This is a genomic window from Vibrio sp. 10N.247.310.98, from assembly GCF_041467395.1.
GTDB classification, from domain to species: Bacteria; Pseudomonadota; Gammaproteobacteria; order Enterobacterales; family Vibrionaceae; genus Vibrio; species Vibrio crassostreae_C.
The window spans coordinates 20,762-42,954 of sequence record NZ_JBFSUL010000001.1 but is presented as its reverse complement, the minus strand read 5'-3'; the positions used below and the strand labels follow the sequence as shown (position 1 = coordinate 42,954).

Below are 22,193 nucleotides of genomic sequence, written 5' to 3'. Positions count from 1 at the left end.
AAAGAAAGAGCCGCTAAACCCTTCCCTACCCTGAAATCACTCGAAACCAATGTGTCGACAACTTATAGACAGACTTGACAAACGCAGAGCACTTTGTGTCGATCTACCTGTTCACCGATAAACAGATATAAAAAAGGCGCACTCATGTGCGCCTTTCATTCATAGACCCCGTTCTAACAAGCCACCTTTACTCAAGCAATCTGACGAGTAACATCTAGGTATTTGCTGATATCAACGAAATCAATTTGTTCCGGCTTCAGATACTCTTCTGCATAACGCAGGTGAGTGCCGCTGGTTAAGAACAATCTAAACAGTTCGATATCGAGATGCTCGTCCAATGCCATTTTATACATGATGTCGACAGCAACACTGATTGGCTTAGCCTTCTTATAAGGCCTATCTGCAGCGGTTAATGCCTCAAAAATATCAGAGATCACCAGAATACGTTCTGGGATTGAAAGGTCATCACCAGTCAGCTTCCTTGGATATCCCGTACCTTTGAGTGTTTCATGATGCGTCGAAGCATAGCGAGGAACACGGCTTAGCTCTTTCGGGAATGGCAGATTCTCAAGCATCTTAATCGTGCCAAGCATGTGCTCGTTTATCTTGAATCTGTCTTCTGCAGTCAACGTGCCGCGTGCAATACTCAGATTGTAGACTTCGCCTAGGTTATATAAGTGCTCAGGTACATCCATTTTGATTTTATGTTTCGGGTCAAACTCTAACGGCCTATCTCTTCTCATTATATGTTCAGGTTTATCACTTAACAGTGGCTCTGTCGCAGGTAAACTTGCACTCGGTTCTCGGTTCAACGCCTCTATCGGTGATAAACCAAGTTGATCATCAAAGTTACGCGTCCAAGTCGTCTCAGCTATCGCGTGAATACGAGCGACTTTGTCTTCACTCATGAATTCACCACCAACGTTCGATGTCGCGATAAAAGTAAAGTCATCTTGTAGCTGTTGTTTGGTTGTCGCAAACTCATCTGCAATTTGCTGCGTTGATAGCGTACCTTCAAGTTGCTTTCTCAAAGCGGTGATTTCCGCATCACGCCAAAGTACTTCAAATCGAGTTCTCACCTCGTGAATTCGGTTGTAGTTCGCTTCTAGCTTCGTACCTTTATCGACGATGTGTTCGGGTATCGTGATCTTGCCACAATCGTGAAGCCAAGCCGCAATTCTGAATTCACGACGTTCATCATCATTTTTAAACTCAAAATCTTTGAAATGATCGGACTGTGATTTCTCAACTGCATCAGCCAACATCAAGCCGAGTTTTGGTACACGATTACAGTGCCCTGCCGTATAAGCAGATTTATCATCGATAGCTTGGGCGATAAGCTTGATAAACGACTCCACAAACGCCTCTTGTGTCTGTTCATGCTGCTTAATCTCTGCCGCCATGCCTTTCACTGCCACAGACAGCTCCCATACTTCTTTGATTCGAGTGTCAACAAGCTCGACACTATCATAATCACGCATCTTGATCTTATGAGTCTCCTCCTCTAATTGACGAATAGGACGCACTATCGGTGCACCAAAACCCCAAGCAATAGGCAACGTCAAACTCATCAGTAACATCGTTATACCAACAGAGGTTGCTAGACGTTTATTGACTGTACTAAAGATTTCAGATTCGGGAATCAATACCGCAAAATATTCAGAGTAGTGTTCGCCCGTGTCTATTTTCTTTAAATAGAGATGCTTGATCTCGCCATTCAACTCTACCCTTACCATACTGCCTTCAACCGTTGCTTCCTTAGTCAAATCATAAAGTTCAATATAAGGAACCGTCGTATTCGTATTAAAGCCGGTATAATGGAGCCACTTTTTCGCTAAGGTATCAAGTTGTTCATCACTTAACCTGCCGATAGCTTTGTCAATAATTGGAAGCAATTGCTTATGCTTGCTCTGCAACACCAAATGGAATTGATTTGAGTAGTTCTGTTTTAGATCTTCTAGAGCCCCATTTACAACAAGGCCTGGTTGGAAAAACCTATCTAATGCAAACGAGAGTACGGGTTCAGCGTCTAAGAATGCAAAGTTCTCTCCGCTTTCAATTGAATCAAATGCGGACTCTAGGTTTTCAAACTCAACTAAATCAATATTCGGAAAGTCTTCCCTTAGCTTAGGAATAATTGACCACCCAGATAAAATGGCCACTTTTTTATCCTCAAGCTCGGCATAATTAGTAATAATCTTCGCGTCTTCTCTGGTCACGATAGCAAACGGTAAATCATAGATTGGAGTGGTGTAGAGGCCGCTTATGCCATTATTTTTATAATTTTGCACCGATTGCAGCCCATCTATAGTTCCTTCTTGAAACTTATTAACAAGCTCTCCCCAAGAAAAACCATTCACAAATTCAAACCTGATCCCAGTCATACCACCAATCATTTTGAGAAGGTCTATCGCATAGCCGTCTGGTCTTCCCGCCACTGAAAAGTCCATCGGCCCCCAATCATTTTGATTAGACACTAAAAGCGGAGGAGTATCATTAACCAAGGCTTTTTGCTCAGATGATAGCATCAGTTTTGATACATCAAACTCCGATTCCTGATTATTAACCTTGAGGTTAGACGCAATAATGTTACCCGATTTCGAATATAAGAAAGACTCAACCTTACTATCTTCTGCTAATCCAAGCGCCGTACCTGATAATTTGTTAGCCAAAGAAGACAGCACAATATCAATACCAATCACATGTTGAATTTCAGATTCGATTTTCGACTCAAACGCTAAAGAATAAGTTTGTCCGGTAATTTGTAAATGCTGAAAAAGATATGGCTGAGTTTTTTCGACCGACAGAACATTGGCAGCAACATACCAAGGCCTGGTCGTTGGAAAGTAGTTGCTCTGCTCCGTAGTTGAGCTTCTGAGGGAAAACTCTTGGTCAAAGTATTTCGTTGTCCGGACTCGCTCCTGCCCTATATTTTGAATCTCAACCACAACCCAACGATCCGTTTGTTGTGCTCCTATTTTTTCTCTAACGACAGGGGCAGATTCTAGGTTAATAATTTGGAAGAAATTTTCATCGGATGAGCCAATGTAAATACTATAAAAGAGAGGGTTATCTTTAATGGCTTCAGAAAGAATACTACGCGACTCTTCTTTCGATATTTTGTTACTGATAGATCGTTTCACTGTAGCAAGTAAACGCGCGGTGTTGGCTGCGTCAGAGTCAATCGCGCCGATATAATCACTCAGGTCATGAGATACCATCGTCAACTTTGACAGAGTATTCTCCGTCGCCATTTTTTTACTGAAGTAGTATTGAAGAGAGACCGCAACCACAGCCGTTAGCACAGTCGCGAGTATGAACATTGTTCCAACGGTAAAGCGTAACGAAATTTTTTTTAATGCCATTATTTCATCCTTGAATAATCGCCAACTCCAAAGTTAACAGCCTAGCGCAATCAATACCGCTTAAGTTGCATATCAACTATAGTAACTCATTATTCCACATCTAAAATCTAACACCTCTATACACCTGACTCTTTTGCAGAAATAGTTATCGTAGTCACATCTAACAATATAGACCAACAACCAATGCACTCGAGTAGAAAACGCTAGTTAAATCCAAACTTTGTCAATGAATTCAATCATTCTGAGACAATAACTACGATTTTAGAATCCAGATATCATTCAACAGTAAATGGACAAAAACACGTTACCGTGAACTTTATGAACAATATTAATCCAATGTTCTTTATTCTCAATATCGCCGCATTACAGACATTTCATTAACACACCGTTAACTTTAGCTTCATCTGCTAAGCAATATCCTACTCATCTGTTTAGTAGCTGGAAATAAAACATAAGTTTCTCTCCATTGAAGAGATCCCCTACATAAGGAACGTGAACCATGTTCAAGGCACTGAAACCTACTCTTGCGGCTTCTATCATCGCAGCAACCTTTTCTTTCAACACTTTTGCTGCTGACGTAGAAAAAATCCACTTCCTAATCCCTGGCGGCGCTGGTGGTGGTTGGGATATGACAGCTCGTGGTACGGGTGATGTATTGGTGAAATCAGACATCGTAGAAAATGTCTCTTTCCAAAACCTGTCTGGTGGCGGTGGCGGTAAAGCGATTGCTCACCTAATCGAAACAGCACAACGCCAAGAAGACACGCTAATGGTGAACTCAACGCCTATCGTTGTTCGTTCACTAACAGGTATCTTCCCTCAATCTTTCCGTGACCTAACTCCGGTAGCAGCAACTATTGCCGATTACGGCGCAATCGTCGCTCCTGCGGATTCTAAGTACGACACTTGGGAAGACGTCGTTAAAGAGTTCGAAACCAACCCACGTAAAGTGAAGATTGCTGGCGGTTCAGCTCGTGGCAGCATGGACCACCTTGTAGTAGCGGCAGCGTTCAAAGGCGAAGGTTTTGATGCGAAGAAAGTACGTTACATTGCCTACGATGCTGGCGGTAAAGCGATGGCGGCACTGCTTTCTGGCGAAACACAGCTGCTTTCAACGGGCCTTGGTGAAGTACTAGAGATGTCTAAGTCTGGCCAAGTAAAAGTGCTTGCTGTGACGGCTCCAAAGCGTCTTGACGCTGCGCCTAACATCCCAACACTGACTGAATACGGCAACGAGACAGTATTTGCTAACTGGCGTGGTTTCTTTGCGGCACCGGGTACAAGCCAAGCAAAAATCGACGAGTGGAATGTAGCGCTTGGCAAAATGTACAAAACCGATGAGTGGCAAGTGGTTCGTGACCGTAACGGTTGGATCGACAACTACAAAGCTGACAAAGATTTTTACGCCTTCCTAGAAGATCAAGAAAAACAGATGGGCGACCTAATGCGAGAGCTTGGTTTCTTGAAATAACCAACAACCATAGAGGGCCTATGTGCCCTCTTACTCTTTCCTTGTTTCGCCGTGCATGAGTTAACTTCAAACTCCTTTGTTTATTCGTAGACGTATTACTAACGCTTGCCGATTCGTTGTAAACGCAAGTGGCTGATAAACCAGTACCGTAATTCGCTTACCTTTGGTTAGTGATCCCAGACATTTCATTGACTCGCTCATGTACGGCTTTTTTACTTTTTATACCACCCCAAATGGAGTTGGATATGTCGGACTTACCAACCAAATTTCTGAGTAAGGAATCTTTGCTTTCGAAGGATCGCATCGGAGCCATGCTCTTTATGCTTGCATGTTTATGCTATGGCTACCAAACCACGCTGATTCCTTTGTTCCCCGGTGACGAGTACGAACCCTTCACAGCAAGAACCTTACCTATCCTGCTAACGTTTATCGGCATTGGCCTTTCGTTGATCCTGCTTATAACCGGACAGCCGGATAAAAAAGTTACATGCGACACTACGCCGCTGAACTGGAAACTGCTTATTGGCTTCTTGGTGTTAATGGCTCTGTACGGTGTTGGACTGACTTATCTTGGCTTTGTTTTAGCAACCAGCTTCTTCTTACTTGCAGGCTTTTACCTACTGGGTGAGCGCCGCAAAGCTGTCTTATTTGGCGCGTCGTTTCCTTTCGTTATCGCGTTCTTTCTTTTATTAACTCAAGGCTTAGATATCTACCTAGAGCCTGGTTTAATCTTCACTCTTTGGTAGGGATAACATTATGTTAGACGGAATTTTACAAGGACTTTCTACCGCCGTGATGCCAATGAACATCATGATGGTAATTGTTGGCTGTTTTGTTGGTACCTTTATTGGAATGCTACCGGGACTCGGTCCAATTTCAGCAATCGCGTTGATGATCCCGATTACATACGGCCTAGATCCTTCTTCTGGCCTAATCTTGATGGCTGGTGTGTACTACGGCGCTGTATTTGGTGGCTCGACGTCATCCATCTTAATCAATGCTCCGGGTTGTTCTTCAACGGTAGTAACCGCGTTTGACGGCTACCCGATGGCTCAAAAAGGCCAAGCAGGTAAAGCACTTGCTCTCGCGGCTTACTCTTCTTTCACAGGCGGTACGCTTTCAGCAATCATGCTTTTGATTGCCGCACCGGCTCTAGCAAGCGTGTCACTGAGCTTCCAGTCTTCAGACTACTTTGCGTTGATGCTATTAGGTTTGTCCGCTGTAGCGGCGTTTGCAGGCCCAGGTCAGGTAATCAAAGCGTGGATGATGACTATTCTTGGTTTGATGCTATCAACTGTAGGTATCGACAAAGGTGTTGGCGTTGAACGGTTCACTTTTGGCCTTACGGATCTGATGGATGGCTTTAGCTTCCTATTATTAGCGATGGCAACATTCGCACTGGGTGAAACCTTGATGGGTATTCTAAAACCAGAGCAAGACACCAGCGCGGAAGAAAGCCAAAAGATGTCGGATATTGGTAGCATGAAGGTCACCAAAGAAGAGTTCAAAGAAGTGGCACCAGTTTCAATTCGATCTTCTATTCTCGGTTTCTTTACCGGTGTTCTACCGGGCGCAGGTGCCACTATTGCGGCATTCCTAAGCTACGGTATGGAGCGTAGCCTCGCGCCAAAAGACAAGCAGAAAGAGTTCGGTAAAGGCAGTATCCGTGGTCTTGTTGCTCCTGAATCAGCAAACAACGCCGCTTCAAGTGGTTCATTCGTTCCGCTACTAACGCTGGGTATTCCGGGCTCTGGTACAACTGCGATTATGCTTGGTGCATTGATTGCCTACGGTATTCAGCCTGGTCCTCGCTTGTTCGTTGAACACCCAGACGTATTTTGGTCGGTGATTATCTCGATGTACTTTGGCAACATCGTGCTGGTTATCTTAAACCTACCGTTGATCCCATATATCTCTAAACTGCTAGCGGTACCTAGAACGGTTCTACTGCCAATGATTATCTTCTTCTCAATCACTGGCGTGTACTTGGTGTCATTCAACACGATGGACGTATTTGTGATGCTACTGGTAGCGATGGCTGCGATAGCATTAAGGCTAGCCAATTTCCCATTGGCACCATTACTGTTAGGCTTCATATTGGGCGGCTTGATGGAAGAGAACTTAAGACGAGCATTGATGATCAGCGATGGTGAGTTGAACTTCTTATGGGAACGCCCTATTACGATGACCTTCACTATTCTGGCGGTATTGGTGCTGTCTAGCCCGATTCTAGTGAAACTATTTAAGAGTTTTAGAGCGAAGCCAGTAGAAGTGTAAAGCTTTATCGAATCAACTAAACCTCAACGAAAGGAGCCATTGGCTCCTTTTTTCATTTAAAGCCTCAATTAAAACCAGCGGTTAAAGATGGTAGCAAACTCACAAACCTATCTTTACAACACACATGGCGCTGATATTCATAACAAATTCAAGTAAGGTAACCAGTTAGTTAACGTATTGGATTCTAAAACTATGGATTGGTTGATTCTATTCTTATCAGGGGTGGTTGGCGGTGTGCTTAACTCCATTGCGGGTGGCGGCAGCTTCATCACTTTCCCTGCTTTGTTATTTGCTGGCGTTCCACCAATAGCAGCCAACGCGACCAACACCTTTGCTTCATGCGCTGGTTACATCAGTGGTGCTTACGCACTGCGCCACGAAATTCAATCTGGTACCAAACAACTCAAGCTCGTTGTTGGGCTATGCGTAATTGGCGGCGGCATTGGTGCATTTTTACTACTACACACGCCAGAAGCGCTATTTACCCAATCCGTACCTTGGTTATTACTGTTCGCCGCTCTGCTTTTTACCTTTGGTGGCACTCTCAACAAATGGCTAAAGAAAGTAACCGCTAAACATAAGCACGCCACCAGCGCAGGGGCGTTCTTTTCCGCTGTATTGCTTTTGATCGTGTGTGTTTATGGTGGTTATTTTAATGCAGGCTTAGGCATTGTGACATTGAGCTACTTGGCGCTGGCTGGTTACACCAACATCAACGTGATGAATGGCATCAAACTGCTCGTGTCCGCGTGTGCTTCCCTCGCAGCGATCGTATTTTTTATCGTCAATGGTTCGATTGATTGGCCGTCTGGCATGGCTGTATTATTGGGTACATTGGTTGGTGGTTATTATTCAGCAAAAATCTCTCGCCGCATCCCTCAACACTATGTTCGAACCACAGTGATCATCGCGAGCTTTTTGATCACCGCTTACTTTTTCTATGCTAATTAGACGTTCGGTTTAATAAGACTTGCAACTGAAAAGATAAAGCCAAAAGACTCCACCCTGCTCATACCGATTTGGCTATTTTATTACTTATAAAATAGCCAAGCCAAAATGTGTGAGACGAGTCCTTCAATTAGCAAATTTGATAACAATTTAGACTGTTTTTTAGCCTTTATTTTGCCAAAGATAGGATAATTCTCCTGTCGAAAGTGAGACTTCATTAGGAGGCGTTATGAACACTAAACTCGGTCATGTCATGTCATCAAGTCGACTCATTTGCTTTGTCGCTTTTCTTGCTGCCACATTCGCGTGGATCTTAAAAATGCCCGCTCTGTTTTCTGTGTCAGCGCTATTCTTACTGGTCAGTGCGATCGTTTATGTCACCGATCTTTGGAAGAATCAAAGAAAGAACCGCGAAGCTTAGCCAATTACGGTTTAATCGAACGAATTAAAAAAGGAGCTCATAGGCTCCTTTTGTGTTTTTCGCTTATCTAATTAGCCGTGCTAATCGCCGACGCCTTATTTAGCGACGGTTCTTTCTAGCGACGTCTTCTTGTTAACGACGGAAGTTACGACCGTTACCGCCGCGGCGCTCTTTAAATGCAGACGCAGCTTTAGCTTGAGAAGCGTGGATAGACTCAACCGTTAGTTCCATTGGCTCACGAGGCTCTAGCCCATGGCGGAATGTACGTGAACGCGGAGGCATCTGGTATTCGATGTCCGATGCTTTAGGCATGCGCTTGAAACGGTAAAGGTAGAAGTTTTCAACCTTCTCACGAGCCCATTCGGTTTTCTTCAGGTATTTAACTGCGCTTGCCACTGTAGGCTTAGTGTTAAAGCAGTTCATACGCATTGCCGCATCTAAAATTTCCCAACCATAATGATCCACTAATTCAGTGATCATGGTTTCAAGCTTTAAGCCGTGTAGCGGGTTATTTTGTTGCAGTTCGATTCTTTCTTCTTCAGTCATAACATTACCTTTTTCAAGGCAACTAAAGGCCTTGAATTTACTCTAGAACACCGTCATCACTGACCATTTCTAGCTCAATCACTTGGGCATTACATCCATTGCCCTTATTTATGCCTTTATGATGGCATAAAGCATGTGCGTTATCCTATTTATCTTTTCATTTAATTTTAAAATGGTTATTTAACGTCCAGATCATCATTAACAGCACTTTAGTTAAGCAATAGCGCATACGCTATTAACTGGCAGACGTATTCGATGCGTTAATGAGTAAAAGAGCCTATAAACACGCTTGGTCACTGAATGAGGTGATGGCCTATATAGAAGCAAACACTGGTTCAATGTTTGACCCAGAGTGGGTTGAAGCGCCTAAACAAAACCTAGACAGCTTTATGGCCATTCGAGATCAATACAACGACGATGTACAACCACATATCATGACCGCCTAAGCGATAATTAGTTGTGTGTTTGAAGTGACCATCTAAAAATACGCAAACCAACAAAAAAGGATGCCAGTTGGCATCCTTTTGTTTTCTAGTTTACAGCTAATAAGAACAACAAGGTTCTTAACTGATTCAAACTAACGATTATACGTCGTAAGTTGTAGAAGCAGTATCGCCGCCTGTACCAGTCCAGTTTGTGTGGAAGAATTCACCACGTGGACGGTCAGTACGCTCGTAAGTGTGAGCACCGAAGTAGTCACGTTGAGCTTGAAGCAGGTTCGCTGGTAGACGTGCAGTTGTGTAACCGTCTAGGAAAGATAGCGCAGAAATCGTACATGGCATTGGGATACCAGACTCTAGAGATTTCGCTGCTACTTTACGCCATGCCACTAGGCTGCCTTGTAGGATGTTTTTGAAGTACTCGTCAGAACCTAGGAACGCGATGTCTGGGTTTGCTTCGTACGCATCACGTATGTTGCCTAGGAATGCAGAACGGATGATACAACCACCACGCCACATTAGCGCTACGTTACCGTAGTTTAGGTCCCAGCCGTTTTCGTTCGACGCTTCACGCATTAGCATGAAACCTTGAGCGTAAGAGATGATCTTAGAAGCCAGTAGAGCTTGACGTAGTGCATCAACCCACTCTTGCTTGTCGCCTTCAACTGGAGTGATTGTCTTCTCAAACAAAGCTTCAGCTTCAACACGTTGGTCTTTAAGAGCAGACAGGCAACGAGAGAATACAGACTCAGAGATCAGTGTTAGTGGGATACCTAGGTCTAGTGCGTTGATACCAGTCCACTTACCCGTACCTTTTTGGCCTGCAGTGTCTAGGATCTTCTCAACTAGCGCTTCACCGTCTTCATCTTTGTAGCCAAGGATGTCAGCAGTGATTTCAACTAGGTAGCTGTCTAGCTCAGTCTTGTTCCAGTCAGCGAATACTGCTTGCATCTCGTCAGCAGACATACCTAGGCCATCTTTCATGAACTGGTATGCTTCAGTGATAAGCTGCATGTCACCGTATTCGATGCCGTTGTGTACCATCTTAACGAAGTGACCAGCACCGTCGTTACCAACCCAGTCACAGCAAGGCTCACCAGCGTCAGTTTTTGCCGAGATACCTTGGAAGATTGGCTTAACCGCTTCCCAAGCTTCAGCAGCACCACCTGGCATGATTGAAGGACCGAAACGAGCACCTTCTTCACCACCAGATACACCAGTACCGATGAAGTGGATGCCTTTCTCACGACAATGCGCTACACGACGGTTAGTGTCTGGGTAGTTAGTGTTACCACCATCAATGATGATGTCGCCTTCGTCTAGAAGTGGGATTAGGTTTTCGATGAACGTGTCTACAACGTCACCAGCACGAACCATAAGCATCACTTTACGTGGCGCTTCTAGCTTCTCAACTAGCTCTTCTAGAGAGTAAGCACCAACAATGTTAGTACCTTTAGCTGGGCCTTCTAGGAACTCGTCTACTTTAGCAGCAGTACGGTTATGAGCCACAACTTTGAAGCCGTGGTCGTTCATGTTTAGGATAAGGTTCTGACCCATTACTGCTAGGCCAATTACACCGATATCACCTTTCATTATTTTATCTCCTTGCGGCTATTCGCACTTATGCGATAGCACTTGCTGCATTTGAATCTAGGAACCACTCTGTTTCGCCAGTTTTAGACTGGATTTTCGCTGCCGGGTAAGGCAGTTCTGAAGCAGGAGTTGTATGAATTTCTTTAACGATCTCAACTTTACCTGCACCCAGTACTAGGTAGCTGATTCGTTTTGCTGCTTCTAAAACTTTCGCTGTTTTAGAAACACGGATTTGACCAGACTCAGGGTGAGAAGCTAATACAGATAGGTTCTCATCTTGGTAGTTGGTTGCACCTGGGAATAGTGAAGCTGTGTGGCCGTCTGCGCCAACACCAAGCAGAATCCAATCGAATACAGGCGTGCCGTTTTCTGTTGGGATTACGTCTGCCATCTCTTTTGCGAAACGCTCTGCTTCTGCTTTTGGTTCATCTTCACCTCGGATGCGGTGGATGTTTTCAGCAGGAAGGTTTACTTGAGTAAACTCTTTTAGTTTTGAAAATAAGAGCGCGTTTGCTTCACCGAAATTGCTTTCAGCGTCGTCTGGTACAACGCAACGTTCGTCGCCCCACCAGAAGTGAAGGTTATTCCATTGAATACCTTCCGCGTATGGCGCCTGTGCTAAAAGTTTGAAAAGCATTTTTGGCGTGCTGCCACCAGACAGTGAAATGTGAACAGGTTTGCCCTGCTCGCTGTATGCTTTCATTTCATTTGCTAGGTTTTCAACAACCAGTTCAGGCGTTGCAAAGATCTTGTGATTGATCATAGTTCGCAGTAATCCGTGTCTGTTAAGTTTTTGCATGGGAAACGCCATGCGCGGCCATCACGTTGCAGAAGTTCATCTGCTTCCTGTGGGCCCCAAGTACCACAAGCATAGCCAAACAGTGCTTGAGGATCTTGCTTGAAGTCTATGATTGGTTGAACGTACTTCCAACATGCTTCTACCGCATCGGTACGTGCAAACAGAGTCGCATCACCGTTCAGTGCATCAAGAAGAAGACGCTCATAAGCCGTCAGCATCTGAGTTTCAGGCAAGTCAGAGTAAGAGAAGTTCATTTTCACTTCTTTTGCTTTGAAGCCTGCGCCCGGCTCTTTCAAACCAAAGCTCATCTGAATTCCTTCATCCGGTTGGATGCGGATAATCAGCTTGTTCTCTGGTGCATCTTGACCAAATACTGGGTGTGGCGTGTTCTTAAAGTGAATCACGATTTCAGTCACACGTGTTGGTAAGCGTTTACCTGTACGTACGTAGAAAGGAACACCATTCCAACGCCAGTTATTGATGTGAGCTTTCAAGCCGATGTAAGTCTCGGTACGAGAATCATCCGCTACACCATGCTCTTCACGGTAACCTAGTAGGTGCTGACCACGAACATCTGATGCTGTGTACTGACCTAATACTAAGTCTTTACGCAGATCATCTTCTTCTAATGGTTTCAGACACTGAAGCACTTTAACCACTTCATCACGAATAGAATCAGCGTTAATTTGTGCAGGCGGCTCCATACCTACCATCGCTAGCACTTGCAGCAGGTGGTTTTGGAACATGTCGCGAACTGCGCCAGAACCGTCGTAGTATCCGCCACGCTCTTCAACGCCAAGGAACTCAGCACCTGTGATTTCAACGTATTCAATGAAGTTACGGTTCCACAGTGGTTCAAACATCGCGTTTGAGAAACGAAGCACTAGAAGGTTTTGAACCGTCTCTTTACCAAGGTAATGGTCGATACGGTAGATCTGGTGTTCTTGGAAGTGATGATGGATCTCTTCATCCAACGCTTGAGCTGATGCTAAGTCGTAACCAAATGGTTTTTCGATGATCAGACGACGCCAGCCGTTCGATTCATCGTTAAGGCCATGCGCAGCAAGGTTTGCTGGAATCACACCGTATAGGCTTGGCGGGGTTGCCAAGTAGAACAATGTGTTATGGTTTTCGAATTGGTAGTCTTGCTCAAGCTTGTCTAGACGTTGTGCTAAGCGAGCATAGTCGTCTACATCTGAAGTATTGATCGCTTGGTAATGCAGATGTTCAATAAATGCATTCAGCGTCTCTGGTTCAGTTTTTTCCATTTCCTGAAGAGACTTCTTCAGCTTCTCACGGTAAGACTCATCGCTGTACTCAGTACGGCTCACTCCAAGAATCGCAAAGGATTCTGGTAGTTGATTGCTAGCATACAGGTGGTATAGAGCAGGAATTAACTTGCGGTAAGTTAGATCTCCCGACGCACCAAAAATAACGATGCTGCTGTTTTCAGGTATTACCATCATCTTTCCTATAAAAACAAGGTTTTTAGTATTCGCCAAAGGTATCAGCGACATACGAAAATAGATAATAGGTCTTAACTATTACATCAATAGTAAGCGCCTATTAAATTTGAGAATGCGTTTGGTAAACGAGGGTGAAAGCTATCACCTCTATTCGGGACAGTATTGTCTATGACTATTTGATTTACATCAACCACTGTGAAAGCAATCGATTAAATATTGACTCATTTCGAACAAATTCTAATCGATAGTTCCGTTCATTTGACCCGAGGGAGAAGCAAATCGGCATTCTCAAACAGTGTAGTCAAGAAAGAACGGTATCTGGTCGGTGGAGTGAGCAATAGGAAAGGGAGAAAAAGGTAAAACCAGCTTATTCAACTGGCTTTATATTTATTTTGATGGTGTCGTGTTTATCTTTGCGCTTTGTTGTAGCAGCGCTCCGGGCGACCTACGGTACCGTAATTTAAGTCTGCGACTAACTCACCAGTGGTAATCAAAAATTCTAAATAGCGTCTGGCGGTGGTTCGGCTAGCACCAATTCGTTCTCCGGCTTCATCGGCGGTAATATTAACGGCATCAGCTTGCTGAAAAATGGCTCTGATCTTATCCAACGTTACGCCATCAATGCCTTTGGGTAAGGTGGATACTTTTCCAGAGTCCGCTTTGGCATTGGCTTGCAGCATCTTATCAACCAAACCTTGATTCAAATCCGACACACTTTCAAACTCTTGTTTTTGAGATTGATACTTTTTCAGTGCCGCTTCCAAACGAGGGAACATTACTGGTTTCAATAGATAATCGACCACCCCACCACGCATTGCTTGCTGCAGCGTATCGACATCCCGAGCAGCAGTAATCAAGATAACGTCGCAGCCTTGATTGCTCCCTCTTACGTGATTAAGAATATCGAGCCCACACCCGTCCGGCAGATACACATCCAATAACACCAAATCAGGTTTTAAGATGTCCAGTTGCATGAGCGCTTCAGACTGTGTGGTGGCAATGCCGACCACGTCAAAGCCACCCATCTGTTCTAAATAACGATGGTGTAGCTCTGCAATCGCAATATCATCTTCAATGACCATGACTCTCGTGATTGCGTTCATTTATGTTCTTCCTTTAACCATGCTTTTTCCGTCACGATGATCTTCGCAAGATCGTTTCGTGCTTAATTATTGTTCTTCTTTTGGCAGATAAACCGTCATTCGCGTGCCAAAATCGTGGTTGTCGACCATTTCAAGCTGCCCTTGATATCGGTCTGCCAGCTGCTTTATCAGATACAAACCCACACCACGATTTTGCTTCGCTTTGCTCGATACGCCTTTTTCGGTGAGTGCTTTGGTCGCCAACTCTTTCGGCAAACCGCACCCTTTGTCTTCTACTTCTACGATAATTTCATTACCAAAATCACTGATTGAAACTTCAATAACCCGACGCGCTGGCGCAATTTGACCCTCTTGCTTAATCGCCGTCATGGTGGCGTCAAAGGCGTTATCAATCAGGTTGCCAAGAATTGTGACAACGTCATCCGCGTTTAACCAGCTAGGCAGAGCTTCAAGCCTTGATCCCTCTTCCACTTTAAGCTCTAACCCAATCTCTCGAGCTCGCTCTGTTTTGCCTAAAAGCATGCCTGCAATAAGAGGGTCTTTCACCGTCTCTCTTAAGAACTCAATTAAGATCTGGTAATGAGCGGTTTCTTGACCAATCAATTGTTGAACAGAATCCAACTCGCCCATCTGAATCAAGCCACTAATAGTGTTAAGCTTGTTTTGATGCTCGTGGGTTTGTGAACGCAGTAGATCAGCATATTCTTTGGTTTGTGAGAGCTGGTCTGTTAAATCGTTGATTTCATCTCGTAATCGGAAACTCGATACCGCCCCGACCACCTCACCTGCCACTATAATCGGGCTTCGGTTAGCAATGATTCGCTTATTGTTTAAATACAACTCAACATCGTGGTCGGTGTCGCCGGTTGATAGCAGTTGTTCTAAATCACTGCCTGGCAATACATCAGAAAGGCGCTGTTGATTGAGTGCTTTATCCCTGTCTATCGATAAAATATCGCAGGCACTCTTATTAATTGAACGTAAAATGCCGTGCTTATCGATGCTCAGAATGCCCTCTTTCACGGTACTCATGGTTACATCTAGCTCAACATACAACCGGCCTATCTCTTCAGGCTCAAAGCCCAAAATAGCGCGTTGAAAACGGCGAGATACATAACTCGAAATCAAAGCGTTGACCGCAACCACCAGCAACGCCATCACAATCAAAAAGGCTAAGTAAGGTTCGATTCGATCTTGCAACGAATCCAATAAGTAACCAACTGACACCACACCAATAACGGTACCTTGGGTGTCTTTTACCGCGGATTTACCACGAACTGAAAAACCCAGCGATCCTTTGGCTGTCGACACATAAGACTCGCCCAATACCAATGCTTTTTGGTTATCGCCACCACGCATGGGTTTACCGAGCCTGTCATCATAAGGGTGAATCAGGCGGATACCTTTATCATCTCCAACAACGATAAACGCCGCGCCAATGAGCTGAGTAAGGTTACGAAATTTAACTTGGGTTTCTTCAGACAAAACGTAGGGAACGCCATTAGGGTCCAACGTTCCATTTTCTTGAATAATGCTGGTGACAAGCGGCGATTCAGATAGAAATTCAGCAACACCTAACGCTTTCAAACCCATCTCTTGTTCTTGAGATTGTTTGATGTAGTAAAAACCAGCAGCTGCAAGAATCAAAAGTTCAACGAGGCCAGTGACCGTCATGATAATCAGTAACCTTTTACGGAAACTGATACTGCTCCATTTCATATTCCACCGTCCCTAGTGTTAGACGATCAATGTTAACACCAAGTTAATCGCATGACCTTTCTAGGGACGTGAATTTGTGACTGCTACTCAACTAAATAATTGAGCAGATTGTTAATTGATAATCCTTTACGTTGTTCATCTCGATTAATCGTTCATTTTTAGGACTGATTAGCTTAAAAACCAAAATAAACGAATAAATATTGAGCTAGATCACTAAGCTTTTAGGTGTTTTTTAGGTTGTTTAAAATAAATACAATTATAATGGTTGCATATGAAGAAGTTTATTGTTGCTAAGCCATAGGTCATGATTTTCAGACCGCGCTTTGAATCGAAACTTCGATTAACAAAATAGCAACAACCCTTCGCTCGCTGGACGTATCTATAACTAAAAGTTGCACGCTCGCCGTTACGAATGATGAACAAACGGATTAAGTATTCTCCCCTATTCATCCATCGCTATTTCAAACTCGGCTAGCCAGACAACGAAGAGGTGACTGATAAAAGCATCACCCAATAATAAAACATTGATGAGCAGGAAGTATCGATCAGTGGCCAGTGGCAACGTCCAATAGAAACAGGATAACAAACATAACGTATAAACATTGTTGAAAAGGAAACAAGGCAATGAAACGCGATAACTTTGGAATTTGTCTTACTAAGACTATGCTGTTCAAACACTTACAATCGACTTTTACTCACGTAAGAGCCTATGAGAAAGATGGCACCTCCCCACTCGATCTCAAGGTATTGTTAGCATTCCCGCAAATGTCAGGGAGAGATTTATTACAAACAATGCAAGGTTCAAGACAATTGGTATGGCGCGCCGATCACCATTGTCCTAGCTTTAAATAAGCCACTTCATTTTGTAAAAACACTTCTATACTGAACTTAAAGAGCACGCTTATGCGTGCTTTTTAAGTTTCATTTATCTTTGATATTCACGTCACTCAATCTTATTTACACTTGATTAACGAGTTATGAAAATTTCTATTCATATGAGACAATCTATTCAAGACAAATGACTATCGCCCTGTTAACATTAGAGTTAATACTCTAATTGGTATTTAATGCAGATGACCAAACCAAAATTCCGATACCTTGCGATCGCCAGTATGCTTCTCGGCACTATGGCTTCGCCAGGCTATGCAGCTCCGCTCACTTTTTCTGAAGCGTGGCAAATTCTCCAAGAGAACAACAACTCTCTTGCGGCTCAACAAGCCAACGTTGAACGTTATCAACACCTTCAGAACTCAACAAGTAGCCTCAATCTTCCTTCTATTACCTTAGGGGCTAACTACACGCACCTTGATAGTGATGTGACGATTAATGGTGAACAGTTTTCAGATAGCTTGAGTGGAGTAAACCCTGCTATATCCGCGATTTTGCGCCCTCTAGTTGGTGGCGTTACCTCAACGATTACCGAACAAGACATCTTTAGCTCTTCCATTCGTGCTGTGTGGCCTATCTTCACTGGTGGTCGAATAACCGCTGCGCAAAATGCGGCTGAAGGTAAAAGCGAAGAAGCGCAAAGCCAACTGTTGATGGAGAAACAAGCTCGCTACGAAGACTTAAGTAAGTATTACTTCTCGGTGATCTTAGCGGAAGACGTGGTGAGAACGCGTCAAGCCGTTGAAGCAGGCTTAACTCAGCATCGTGATTTCGCCATCAAGCTTGAACAGCAAGGACAAATCGCCCGAGTAGAACGCCTACAAGCCGATGCTTCTTTAGATAAAGCGATTGTAGAGCGCACGAAAGCTCAGAACGATCTTAAAATTGCGCAATTGGCGTTGACCCAAATCCTTGGTCAAAATGAAAGTGTAGAACCCTCTGAACAACTGTTTATCAATAAGAACCTGCCTCATATGGACGTGTTCATTGACCAGACACTCATGACCTACCCCGGCCTTAAGATTCTTGATGCAAAAGAGAAACAAGCAAGCAGCTTAATTAAAGCCGAGAAAGGTAAATACTACCCAGAGGTTTACCTTTATGGTGATTACAGCCTGTATGAAGATGACTCTCTAGCCAGTGAAATGAAACCCGATTGGTTGGTTGGCATTGGTGTGAATGTGCCACTGCTTGATACCTCTGGCCGTTCCGACAAAGTCGCTGCGGCTCACAGTGCCGTATCACAGGTTCAATTCCTTAAGTCACAAGCTAAGCAAGACTTAACCGTGTTGGTACAAAAGACTTACCTTGAAGCAAACCAAGCCATTGAAGAGGTTCAAGGCCTAAACTCGAGCTTGTCTTTAGCTCAGGAAAACCTATTACTTCGTAAAAAAGCCTTCACACAAGGGTTATCTAACTCATTAGAAGTGGTTGATGCCGAGCTTTATCTTGCGAGCATTAAAACCCAGCAATCTGCTGCTCGCTTCAAATACCTAATCTCTCTCAACAAGCTGTTAGCGCTAACCAGCGAAATGAATGCTTACTCCAGTTACTTAACCTCCTCTGTTCCGTCTGATTTCGACTCAAAAACAGACACCGTTAGCCAGTCAAAAGGATAATTCATGAAACCTATTAAGCCCCTTCTTCTATCTTTAGTTGGTATCGGCGTTATTGGCTGGGTCGGATACAGTTTCTATCAAGCTTATCAACCTCAGCCGGTTAAGCTTCAAGGTCAAATCGATGTGCAGCAATACAGCATCTCATCGAAAGTACCTGGCAGAATTGATGAAATATTCGTGCGCAAAGGCGATTCGGTTGAAAAAGGCGAATTGATCTTCTCTCTACTAAGCCCTGAGATTGATGCGAAGCTAGAGCAAGCAAAAGCTGGTCAGAAAGCCGCTGGTGCATTAGCACAAGAAGCAGAGAATGGCGCGCGTACTCAACAGATCCAAGCGGCTAAAGACCAATGGTTGAAAGCCAAAGCAGCTGCCGATCTGATGGACAAAACCTACCAACGTGTAAACAACCTTTACAACGATGGTGTGGTTGCCGAGCAGAAGCGTGATGAAGCCAAAACACAGTGGCAAGCGGCGAAGTACACCGAAAGCGCTGCATTCCAAATGTATCAATTAGCGCAAGAAGGTGCGCGTGACGAAACCAAAGTGGCCGCCGCTCAAAAAGCGTTAATGGCAGCGGGTGCGGTAGCGGAAGTTGAAGCTTACGCAAAAGACACACAGATCCACAGCTGGTTTAATGGCGAAGTCTCTCAGGTTCTATTGAGCAGTGGAGAACTTGCACCACAAGGCTTCCCTGTTGTGACTGTTATCGACACCAAGGATGCTTGGGCTGTGCTCAATGTTCGTGAAGACATGCTTAAGCATTTCGAGAAAGGCAGCCAGTTTGAGGCGTACCTACCGGCTCTGGATAAATCATTAACTTTCCAAGTAACTCACATCGCCGTAATGGGTGATTTCGCAACTTGGCGCTCAACAGACGCAGCACAAGGCTTCGATTTACGTACTTTTGAAGTAGAAGCGCACCCTGTCGATACGAGCGAAACACTGCGTATGGGCATGAGCCTAGTGGTTGAGCTTTAGGTTACTTATGTCTGCTAACTCTCAATATACTGGATCGCAATCTAGAGGCTCGCAATCAACTGAGCATCATAGAGCGAAGAATACCTTGCTTCGGCAGTGGGCGATTGTCCGCAAAGACAAATGGTTGTTGTCTTGCCTAACTTGGATTCCTTTGCTGCTTGCTGCCAGTATCTGGCTGATTTTTTCACAAGGGATCGCTCGTGACTTACCGGTCGCAGTTGTCGATCTTGAGCACAGTCAAATCTCGCAACAGTTCACACGCCTTGTTGATGCGTCACCAACGCTGCAAGTCACTCAGAAATACAGCTCTGCGAGTGATGCGGCGAAAGCGATGATCGAACGTGATATCTATGGTTATGTTGTGATACCAAGGCACTTCGACCGAGACCTTCTGCTCGGCTTGAATCCGCAAGTGTCTGTATTCTATAACAGCCAATTTATCTTAATCGGTAAGCTGGTGAACTCTGCCTTGCTGCAGGCTCAAGGGACTTTTAACGCGCAACTTGAAGTCGTGAAACAGCTGTCACACGGTGATACCACGGTGCAATCCGCATTAGGCCAAGCAGTAACGGTACAAAGCCAGATCACGCCGCTGTTCAACAAGAACACCAGTTATGCACAGTTCTTGGTGTCTGCGGTTATTCCTGCACTGTGGCAGATCATGATTGTGGTGGGCACGATATTGGTTTTGACGGCGAACGTTAGAGCTCGTGGGCTTCACGCTTGGTTATCCAACGCCCCTATGAAGTCACTCGCATCAACATTAACGCCCTACCTTGTCTTTTTTTTGATGTTTGGTATCGCGTTTAGTTTTTGGTTCTATGTGCTCTTAGACTGGCCATTTAACGGCAGCTTTGTGGCATTGACTATTGCCCAACTGCTAACCGTGATCAGTTGTATCATTATGGGTTGTTTGTTTTTCTTCTTAACACTTGATCCAGCAAGGGCGATGAGTTTCGCTGGCGCATTTACGGCACCAAGTTTTGCGTTCATGGGCATCACCTTTCCAGTGACAGACATGAACACGGCAGCTCAAATTTGGAGAAGCTTATTGCCCGTGAGTCATTACATCGAAGTACAAACGGCGCAGTCTAGTTATGGTGTGAGCGCAGCACAGTCTTTGATCAGCCTCTCTTCTATGTTGTGGTACGCAGTTCCTGCTTTCGTGGTAATGTTGCTAATTAAGAAACACTTGGCGCAATCAACTCTAACTGCACAAGCAGATCCATCTACAAAAGCAGCTATATCTGCAAAAACAACGCCGTCAACACAGCCAGAAGCATCAGCACAACAAGGAGTAAAACGATGAGCTTTACTCAACTGCTCAAGCAAGAACTCTTAGCGGTATTGCGCAACCCTGTCGTGCTTCTTACGGTATTTGGTGGTGTGGTCTTCTATTCCTTCTTGTATCCATTGCCTTACGCGAACCAAGTTCCTCAACAACTGAAAGCTTCGGTTGTGAACTTGGATAAGAGTCAAAGCAGCTATCAATTAGAGCGTATGGTGGATGCCACCTCTCAGATCGAATTGGTCCGTCGAGACTCCACCATCGCCGATGCGAAACAAGCCGTGCTTAACCAAGAGATTGGCGGATTCCTTGTCATTCCAGAAGATTTCTATAAAGACTTGTTGCTCGGTAAGAGCCCGACACTTTCTTACGCTGGTGATGCTTCTTACTTTTTGGTCTACGGAACCATTGTTGAAGGGCTTGCCAAGGCCGGTGGTACGTTAGCTGCGCAAGTTAAGGTCAGCCATTTGTTAGTCGAAGGTGTGCCTTTAGAATCGGCAGCCAAAGGCTACAGTGCATTCAGCTTGAACCTGAAACCAACGTTTAATAGTCGCATGGGATACATCGATTACGTAGTTCCAGCCGTCTTTGTGTTGATCCTGCAACAAACCTTAGCCATGGCTTCAGGTTTAGTTGGTGCAACCCAAAATGCTCAATCGACATTTGGCTACTGGAGTAAGACCTCTCCAGCGAAACTGATGCTTGCCCGCTGTTGTACCTTAGTCGGCATTTATTACCTGTTGTCGATGTACTATTTCGGCGCTAGCTTTTCGATGTATGGGATAAACCAGCTCGCCTCAACAACACAGATCTTAACCTTACTTCTGCCCTTCTTACTGGCCAGTTGTTTGATCGGGATTTTTATTGGTGAGTTAGTGCCACGAAGAGAGCTAGTCACGGTTGTAGTGTTAATCAGTTCAATGCCACTGATCTTCTCTTCAGGTTTTATCTGGCCAGTTGAAATGATGCCCGAATGGTTAGTTCTATTATCACAACTGTTCCCAAGCACACCGGCTATCCAAGGTTTCTTAGCACTTGATCAGATGGGTGCATCTTGGCAAGAGGTGGCATCTCAATGGACATTACTCTGGGGACAAGTTTTGTTGTGGGGTTCGTTATTGGCACTTAAGCTCTACCACAAATCCAGCAAAAGCATGGTTGGCAATAGCAATAGTGATCGAGCCGTTTAGTTTTATGTGCTATCGGAAAGTAGTCATGCTTTCCGCTCATCAAAAAAGCTCTTATAAAGGGCTTTTTTAATATCCTAAGATC

General features: G+C 44.5%; 17 protein-coding genes and 1 pseudogene. 11 read left to right on the top strand and 7 right to left on the bottom strand.

The features are described from left to right. Positions 1-191: 191 nt before the first annotated feature. Positions 192-3,365, bottom strand: a complete 3,174-nt coding sequence (locus tag AB6E78_RS00180) for an HD domain-containing phosphohydrolase (RefSeq protein WP_372132276.1) — start codon at positions 3,363-3,365, stop codon at positions 192-194. A 499-nt stretch (positions 3,366-3,864) separates the two neighbouring features. Between AB6E78_RS00180 and AB6E78_RS00175 the strand changes: the two genes are divergently transcribed. From AB6E78_RS00175 to AB6E78_RS00155, 5 genes are all read left to right on the top strand, one after another. Continuing rightward, the gene (locus AB6E78_RS00175) at positions 3,865-4,836 is read left to right on the top strand and encodes a tripartite tricarboxylate transporter substrate binding protein (RefSeq protein WP_017062289.1); all 972 of its coding nucleotides are present in this window, start codon (positions 3,865-3,867) and stop codon (positions 4,834-4,836) included. Between the two features lie 245 nt (positions 4,837-5,081). Further along, a complete protein-coding gene (locus tag AB6E78_RS00170) occupies positions 5,082-5,582 on the top strand; it encodes a tripartite tricarboxylate transporter TctB family protein (RefSeq protein ID WP_004733594.1) in 501 nt (166 codons plus the stop codon). Between the two features lie 10 nt (positions 5,583-5,592). Beyond that, positions 5,593-7,113 (top strand): tripartite tricarboxylate transporter permease, encoded by a 1,521-nt coding sequence (locus tag AB6E78_RS00165; protein ID WP_012603793.1) that lies wholly within the window; start codon positions 5,593-5,595, stop codon positions 7,111-7,113. Positions 7,114-7,305: 192 nt separating this feature from the next. Further along, on the top strand, positions 7,306-8,064 hold the full coding sequence (locus AB6E78_RS00160) for a sulfite exporter TauE/SafE family protein (RefSeq protein ID WP_102333369.1): 759 nt from the start codon (positions 7,306-7,308) through the stop codon (positions 8,062-8,064). A gap of 226 nt (positions 8,065-8,290) precedes the next feature. After that, the gene (locus tag AB6E78_RS00155) at positions 8,291-8,482 is read left to right on the top strand and encodes a hypothetical protein (protein ID WP_017059711.1); all 192 of its coding nucleotides are present in this window, start codon (positions 8,291-8,293) and stop codon (positions 8,480-8,482) included. 132 nt (positions 8,483-8,614) lie between these two features. Here the strand turns inward: AB6E78_RS00155 and AB6E78_RS00150 are convergent, their stop codons facing one another. After that, a complete protein-coding gene (locus AB6E78_RS00150; protein ID WP_010438513.1) occupies positions 8,615-9,028 on the bottom strand; it encodes a VF530 family DNA-binding protein in 414 nt (137 codons plus the stop codon). Between the two features lie 239 nt (positions 9,029-9,267). On the opposite strand from AB6E78_RS00150, the pseudogene AB6E78_RS00145 reads away from it, so the two are divergent. Then, positions 9,268-9,474, top strand: a pseudogene (locus AB6E78_RS00145) (metal-dependent phosphohydrolase); the annotation flags it as partial. Positions 9,475-9,612: 138 nt separating this feature from the next. On the opposite strand, the gene gnd reads toward AB6E78_RS00145, so the two are convergent. The 5 genes from gnd to AB6E78_RS00120 form a co-directional block, all read right to left on the bottom strand. Continuing rightward, entirely contained in the window at positions 9,613-11,061 is a 1,449-nt protein-coding gene (gene gnd, locus AB6E78_RS00140; RefSeq protein ID WP_017059712.1) for a decarboxylating NADP(+)-dependent phosphogluconate dehydrogenase, read from the bottom strand. A gap of 28 nt (positions 11,062-11,089) precedes the next feature. Next, complete coding sequence (gene pgl / locus AB6E78_RS00135; protein ID WP_017066266.1) at positions 11,090-11,824, bottom strand: 6-phosphogluconolactonase; 735 nt, start codon at positions 11,822-11,824, stop codon at positions 11,090-11,092. Further along, a complete protein-coding gene (gene zwf / locus AB6E78_RS00130; RefSeq protein ID WP_372132318.1) occupies positions 11,821-13,323 on the bottom strand; it encodes a glucose-6-phosphate dehydrogenase in 1,503 nt (500 codons plus the stop codon). The genes pgl and zwf overlap by 4 nt, the downstream gene beginning before the upstream one ends. Positions 13,324-13,733: 410 nt before the next feature. Then, complete coding sequence (locus tag AB6E78_RS00125) at positions 13,734-14,429, bottom strand: response regulator (RefSeq protein WP_372132280.1); 696 nt, start codon at positions 14,427-14,429, stop codon at positions 13,734-13,736. Between the two features lie 66 nt (positions 14,430-14,495). After that, on the bottom strand, positions 14,496-16,103 hold the full coding sequence (locus tag AB6E78_RS00120; RefSeq protein WP_372132321.1) for an ATP-binding protein: 1,608 nt from the start codon (positions 16,101-16,103) through the stop codon (positions 14,496-14,498). A gap of 669 nt (positions 16,104-16,772) precedes the next feature. Between AB6E78_RS00120 and AB6E78_RS00115 the strand changes: the two genes are divergently transcribed. The 5 genes from AB6E78_RS00115 to AB6E78_RS00095 all read left to right on the top strand — a co-directional run bounded on the left by AB6E78_RS00115 (position 16,773) and on the right by AB6E78_RS00095 (position 22,111). Next, positions 16,773-17,000, top strand: a complete 228-nt coding sequence (locus AB6E78_RS00115; protein WP_009846577.1) for a hypothetical protein — start codon at positions 16,773-16,775, stop codon at positions 16,998-17,000. Positions 17,001-17,215: 215 nt separating this feature from the next. After that, positions 17,216-18,655, top strand: a complete 1,440-nt coding sequence (locus tag AB6E78_RS00110) for a TolC family protein (protein WP_017063805.1) — start codon at positions 17,216-17,218, stop codon at positions 18,653-18,655. A 3-nt stretch (positions 18,656-18,658) separates the two neighbouring features. Further along, the gene (locus AB6E78_RS00105; RefSeq protein WP_017070946.1) at positions 18,659-19,633 is read left to right on the top strand and encodes an HlyD family secretion protein; all 975 of its coding nucleotides are present in this window, start codon (positions 18,659-18,661) and stop codon (positions 19,631-19,633) included. 7 nt (positions 19,634-19,640) lie between these two features. Further along, entirely contained in the window at positions 19,641-20,942 is a 1,302-nt protein-coding gene (locus AB6E78_RS00100) for an ABC transporter permease (protein WP_372132283.1), read from the top strand. Beyond that, positions 20,939-22,111, top strand: coding sequence for an ABC transporter permease (locus AB6E78_RS00095; protein ID WP_372132286.1), 1,173 nt, complete (start codon positions 20,939-20,941; stop codon positions 22,109-22,111). Before AB6E78_RS00100 ends, AB6E78_RS00095 begins: the two co-directional genes overlap by 4 nt. The last annotated feature ends 82 nt before the right edge of the window (positions 22,112-22,193 follow it).

Coding starts and splice junctions, on each gene's coding strand:
- AB6E78_RS00180 (WP_372132276.1), bottom strand. CDS start 3,365: ATGGCATTAAAAAAAATTTCGTTACGCTTTACCGTTGGAACAATGTTC.
- AB6E78_RS00095 (WP_372132286.1), top strand. CDS start 20,939: ATGAGCTTTACTCAACTGCTCAAGCAAGAACTCTTAGCGGTATTGCGC.
- pgl (WP_017066266.1), bottom strand. CDS start 11,824: ATGATCAATCACAAGATCTTTGCAACGCCTGAACTGGTTGTTGAAAAC.
- zwf (WP_372132318.1), bottom strand. CDS start 13,323: ATGGTAATACCTGAAAACAGCAGCATCGTTATTTTTGGTGCGTCGGGA.
- AB6E78_RS00105 (WP_017070946.1), top strand. CDS start 18,659: ATGAAACCTATTAAGCCCCTTCTTCTATCTTTAGTTGGTATCGGCGTT.
- AB6E78_RS00155 (WP_017059711.1), top strand. CDS start 8,291: ATGAACACTAAACTCGGTCATGTCATGTCATCAAGTCGACTCATTTGC.
- AB6E78_RS00165 (WP_012603793.1), top strand. CDS start 5,593: ATGTTAGACGGAATTTTACAAGGACTTTCTACCGCCGTGATGCCAATG.
- AB6E78_RS00100 (WP_372132283.1), top strand. CDS start 19,641: ATGTCTGCTAACTCTCAATATACTGGATCGCAATCTAGAGGCTCGCAA.
- AB6E78_RS00120 (WP_372132321.1), bottom strand. CDS start 16,103: ATGACGGTCACTGGCCTCGTTGAACTTTTGATTCTTGCAGCTGCTGGT.
- gnd (WP_017059712.1), bottom strand. CDS start 11,061: ATGAAAGGTGATATCGGTGTAATTGGCCTAGCAGTAATGGGTCAGAAC.
- AB6E78_RS00115 (WP_009846577.1), top strand. CDS start 16,773: ATGAAACGCGATAACTTTGGAATTTGTCTTACTAAGACTATGCTGTTC.
- AB6E78_RS00125 (WP_372132280.1), bottom strand. CDS start 14,429: ATGAACGCAATCACGAGAGTCATGGTCATTGAAGATGATATTGCGATT.
- AB6E78_RS00175 (WP_017062289.1), top strand. CDS start 3,865: ATGTTCAAGGCACTGAAACCTACTCTTGCGGCTTCTATCATCGCAGCA.
- AB6E78_RS00170 (WP_004733594.1), top strand. CDS start 5,082: ATGTCGGACTTACCAACCAAATTTCTGAGTAAGGAATCTTTGCTTTCG.
- AB6E78_RS00150 (WP_010438513.1), bottom strand. CDS start 9,028: ATGACTGAAGAAGAAAGAATCGAACTGCAACAAAATAACCCGCTACAC.
- AB6E78_RS00110 (WP_017063805.1), top strand. CDS start 17,216: ATGCAGATGACCAAACCAAAATTCCGATACCTTGCGATCGCCAGTATG.
- AB6E78_RS00160 (WP_102333369.1), top strand. CDS start 7,306: ATGGATTGGTTGATTCTATTCTTATCAGGGGTGGTTGGCGGTGTGCTT.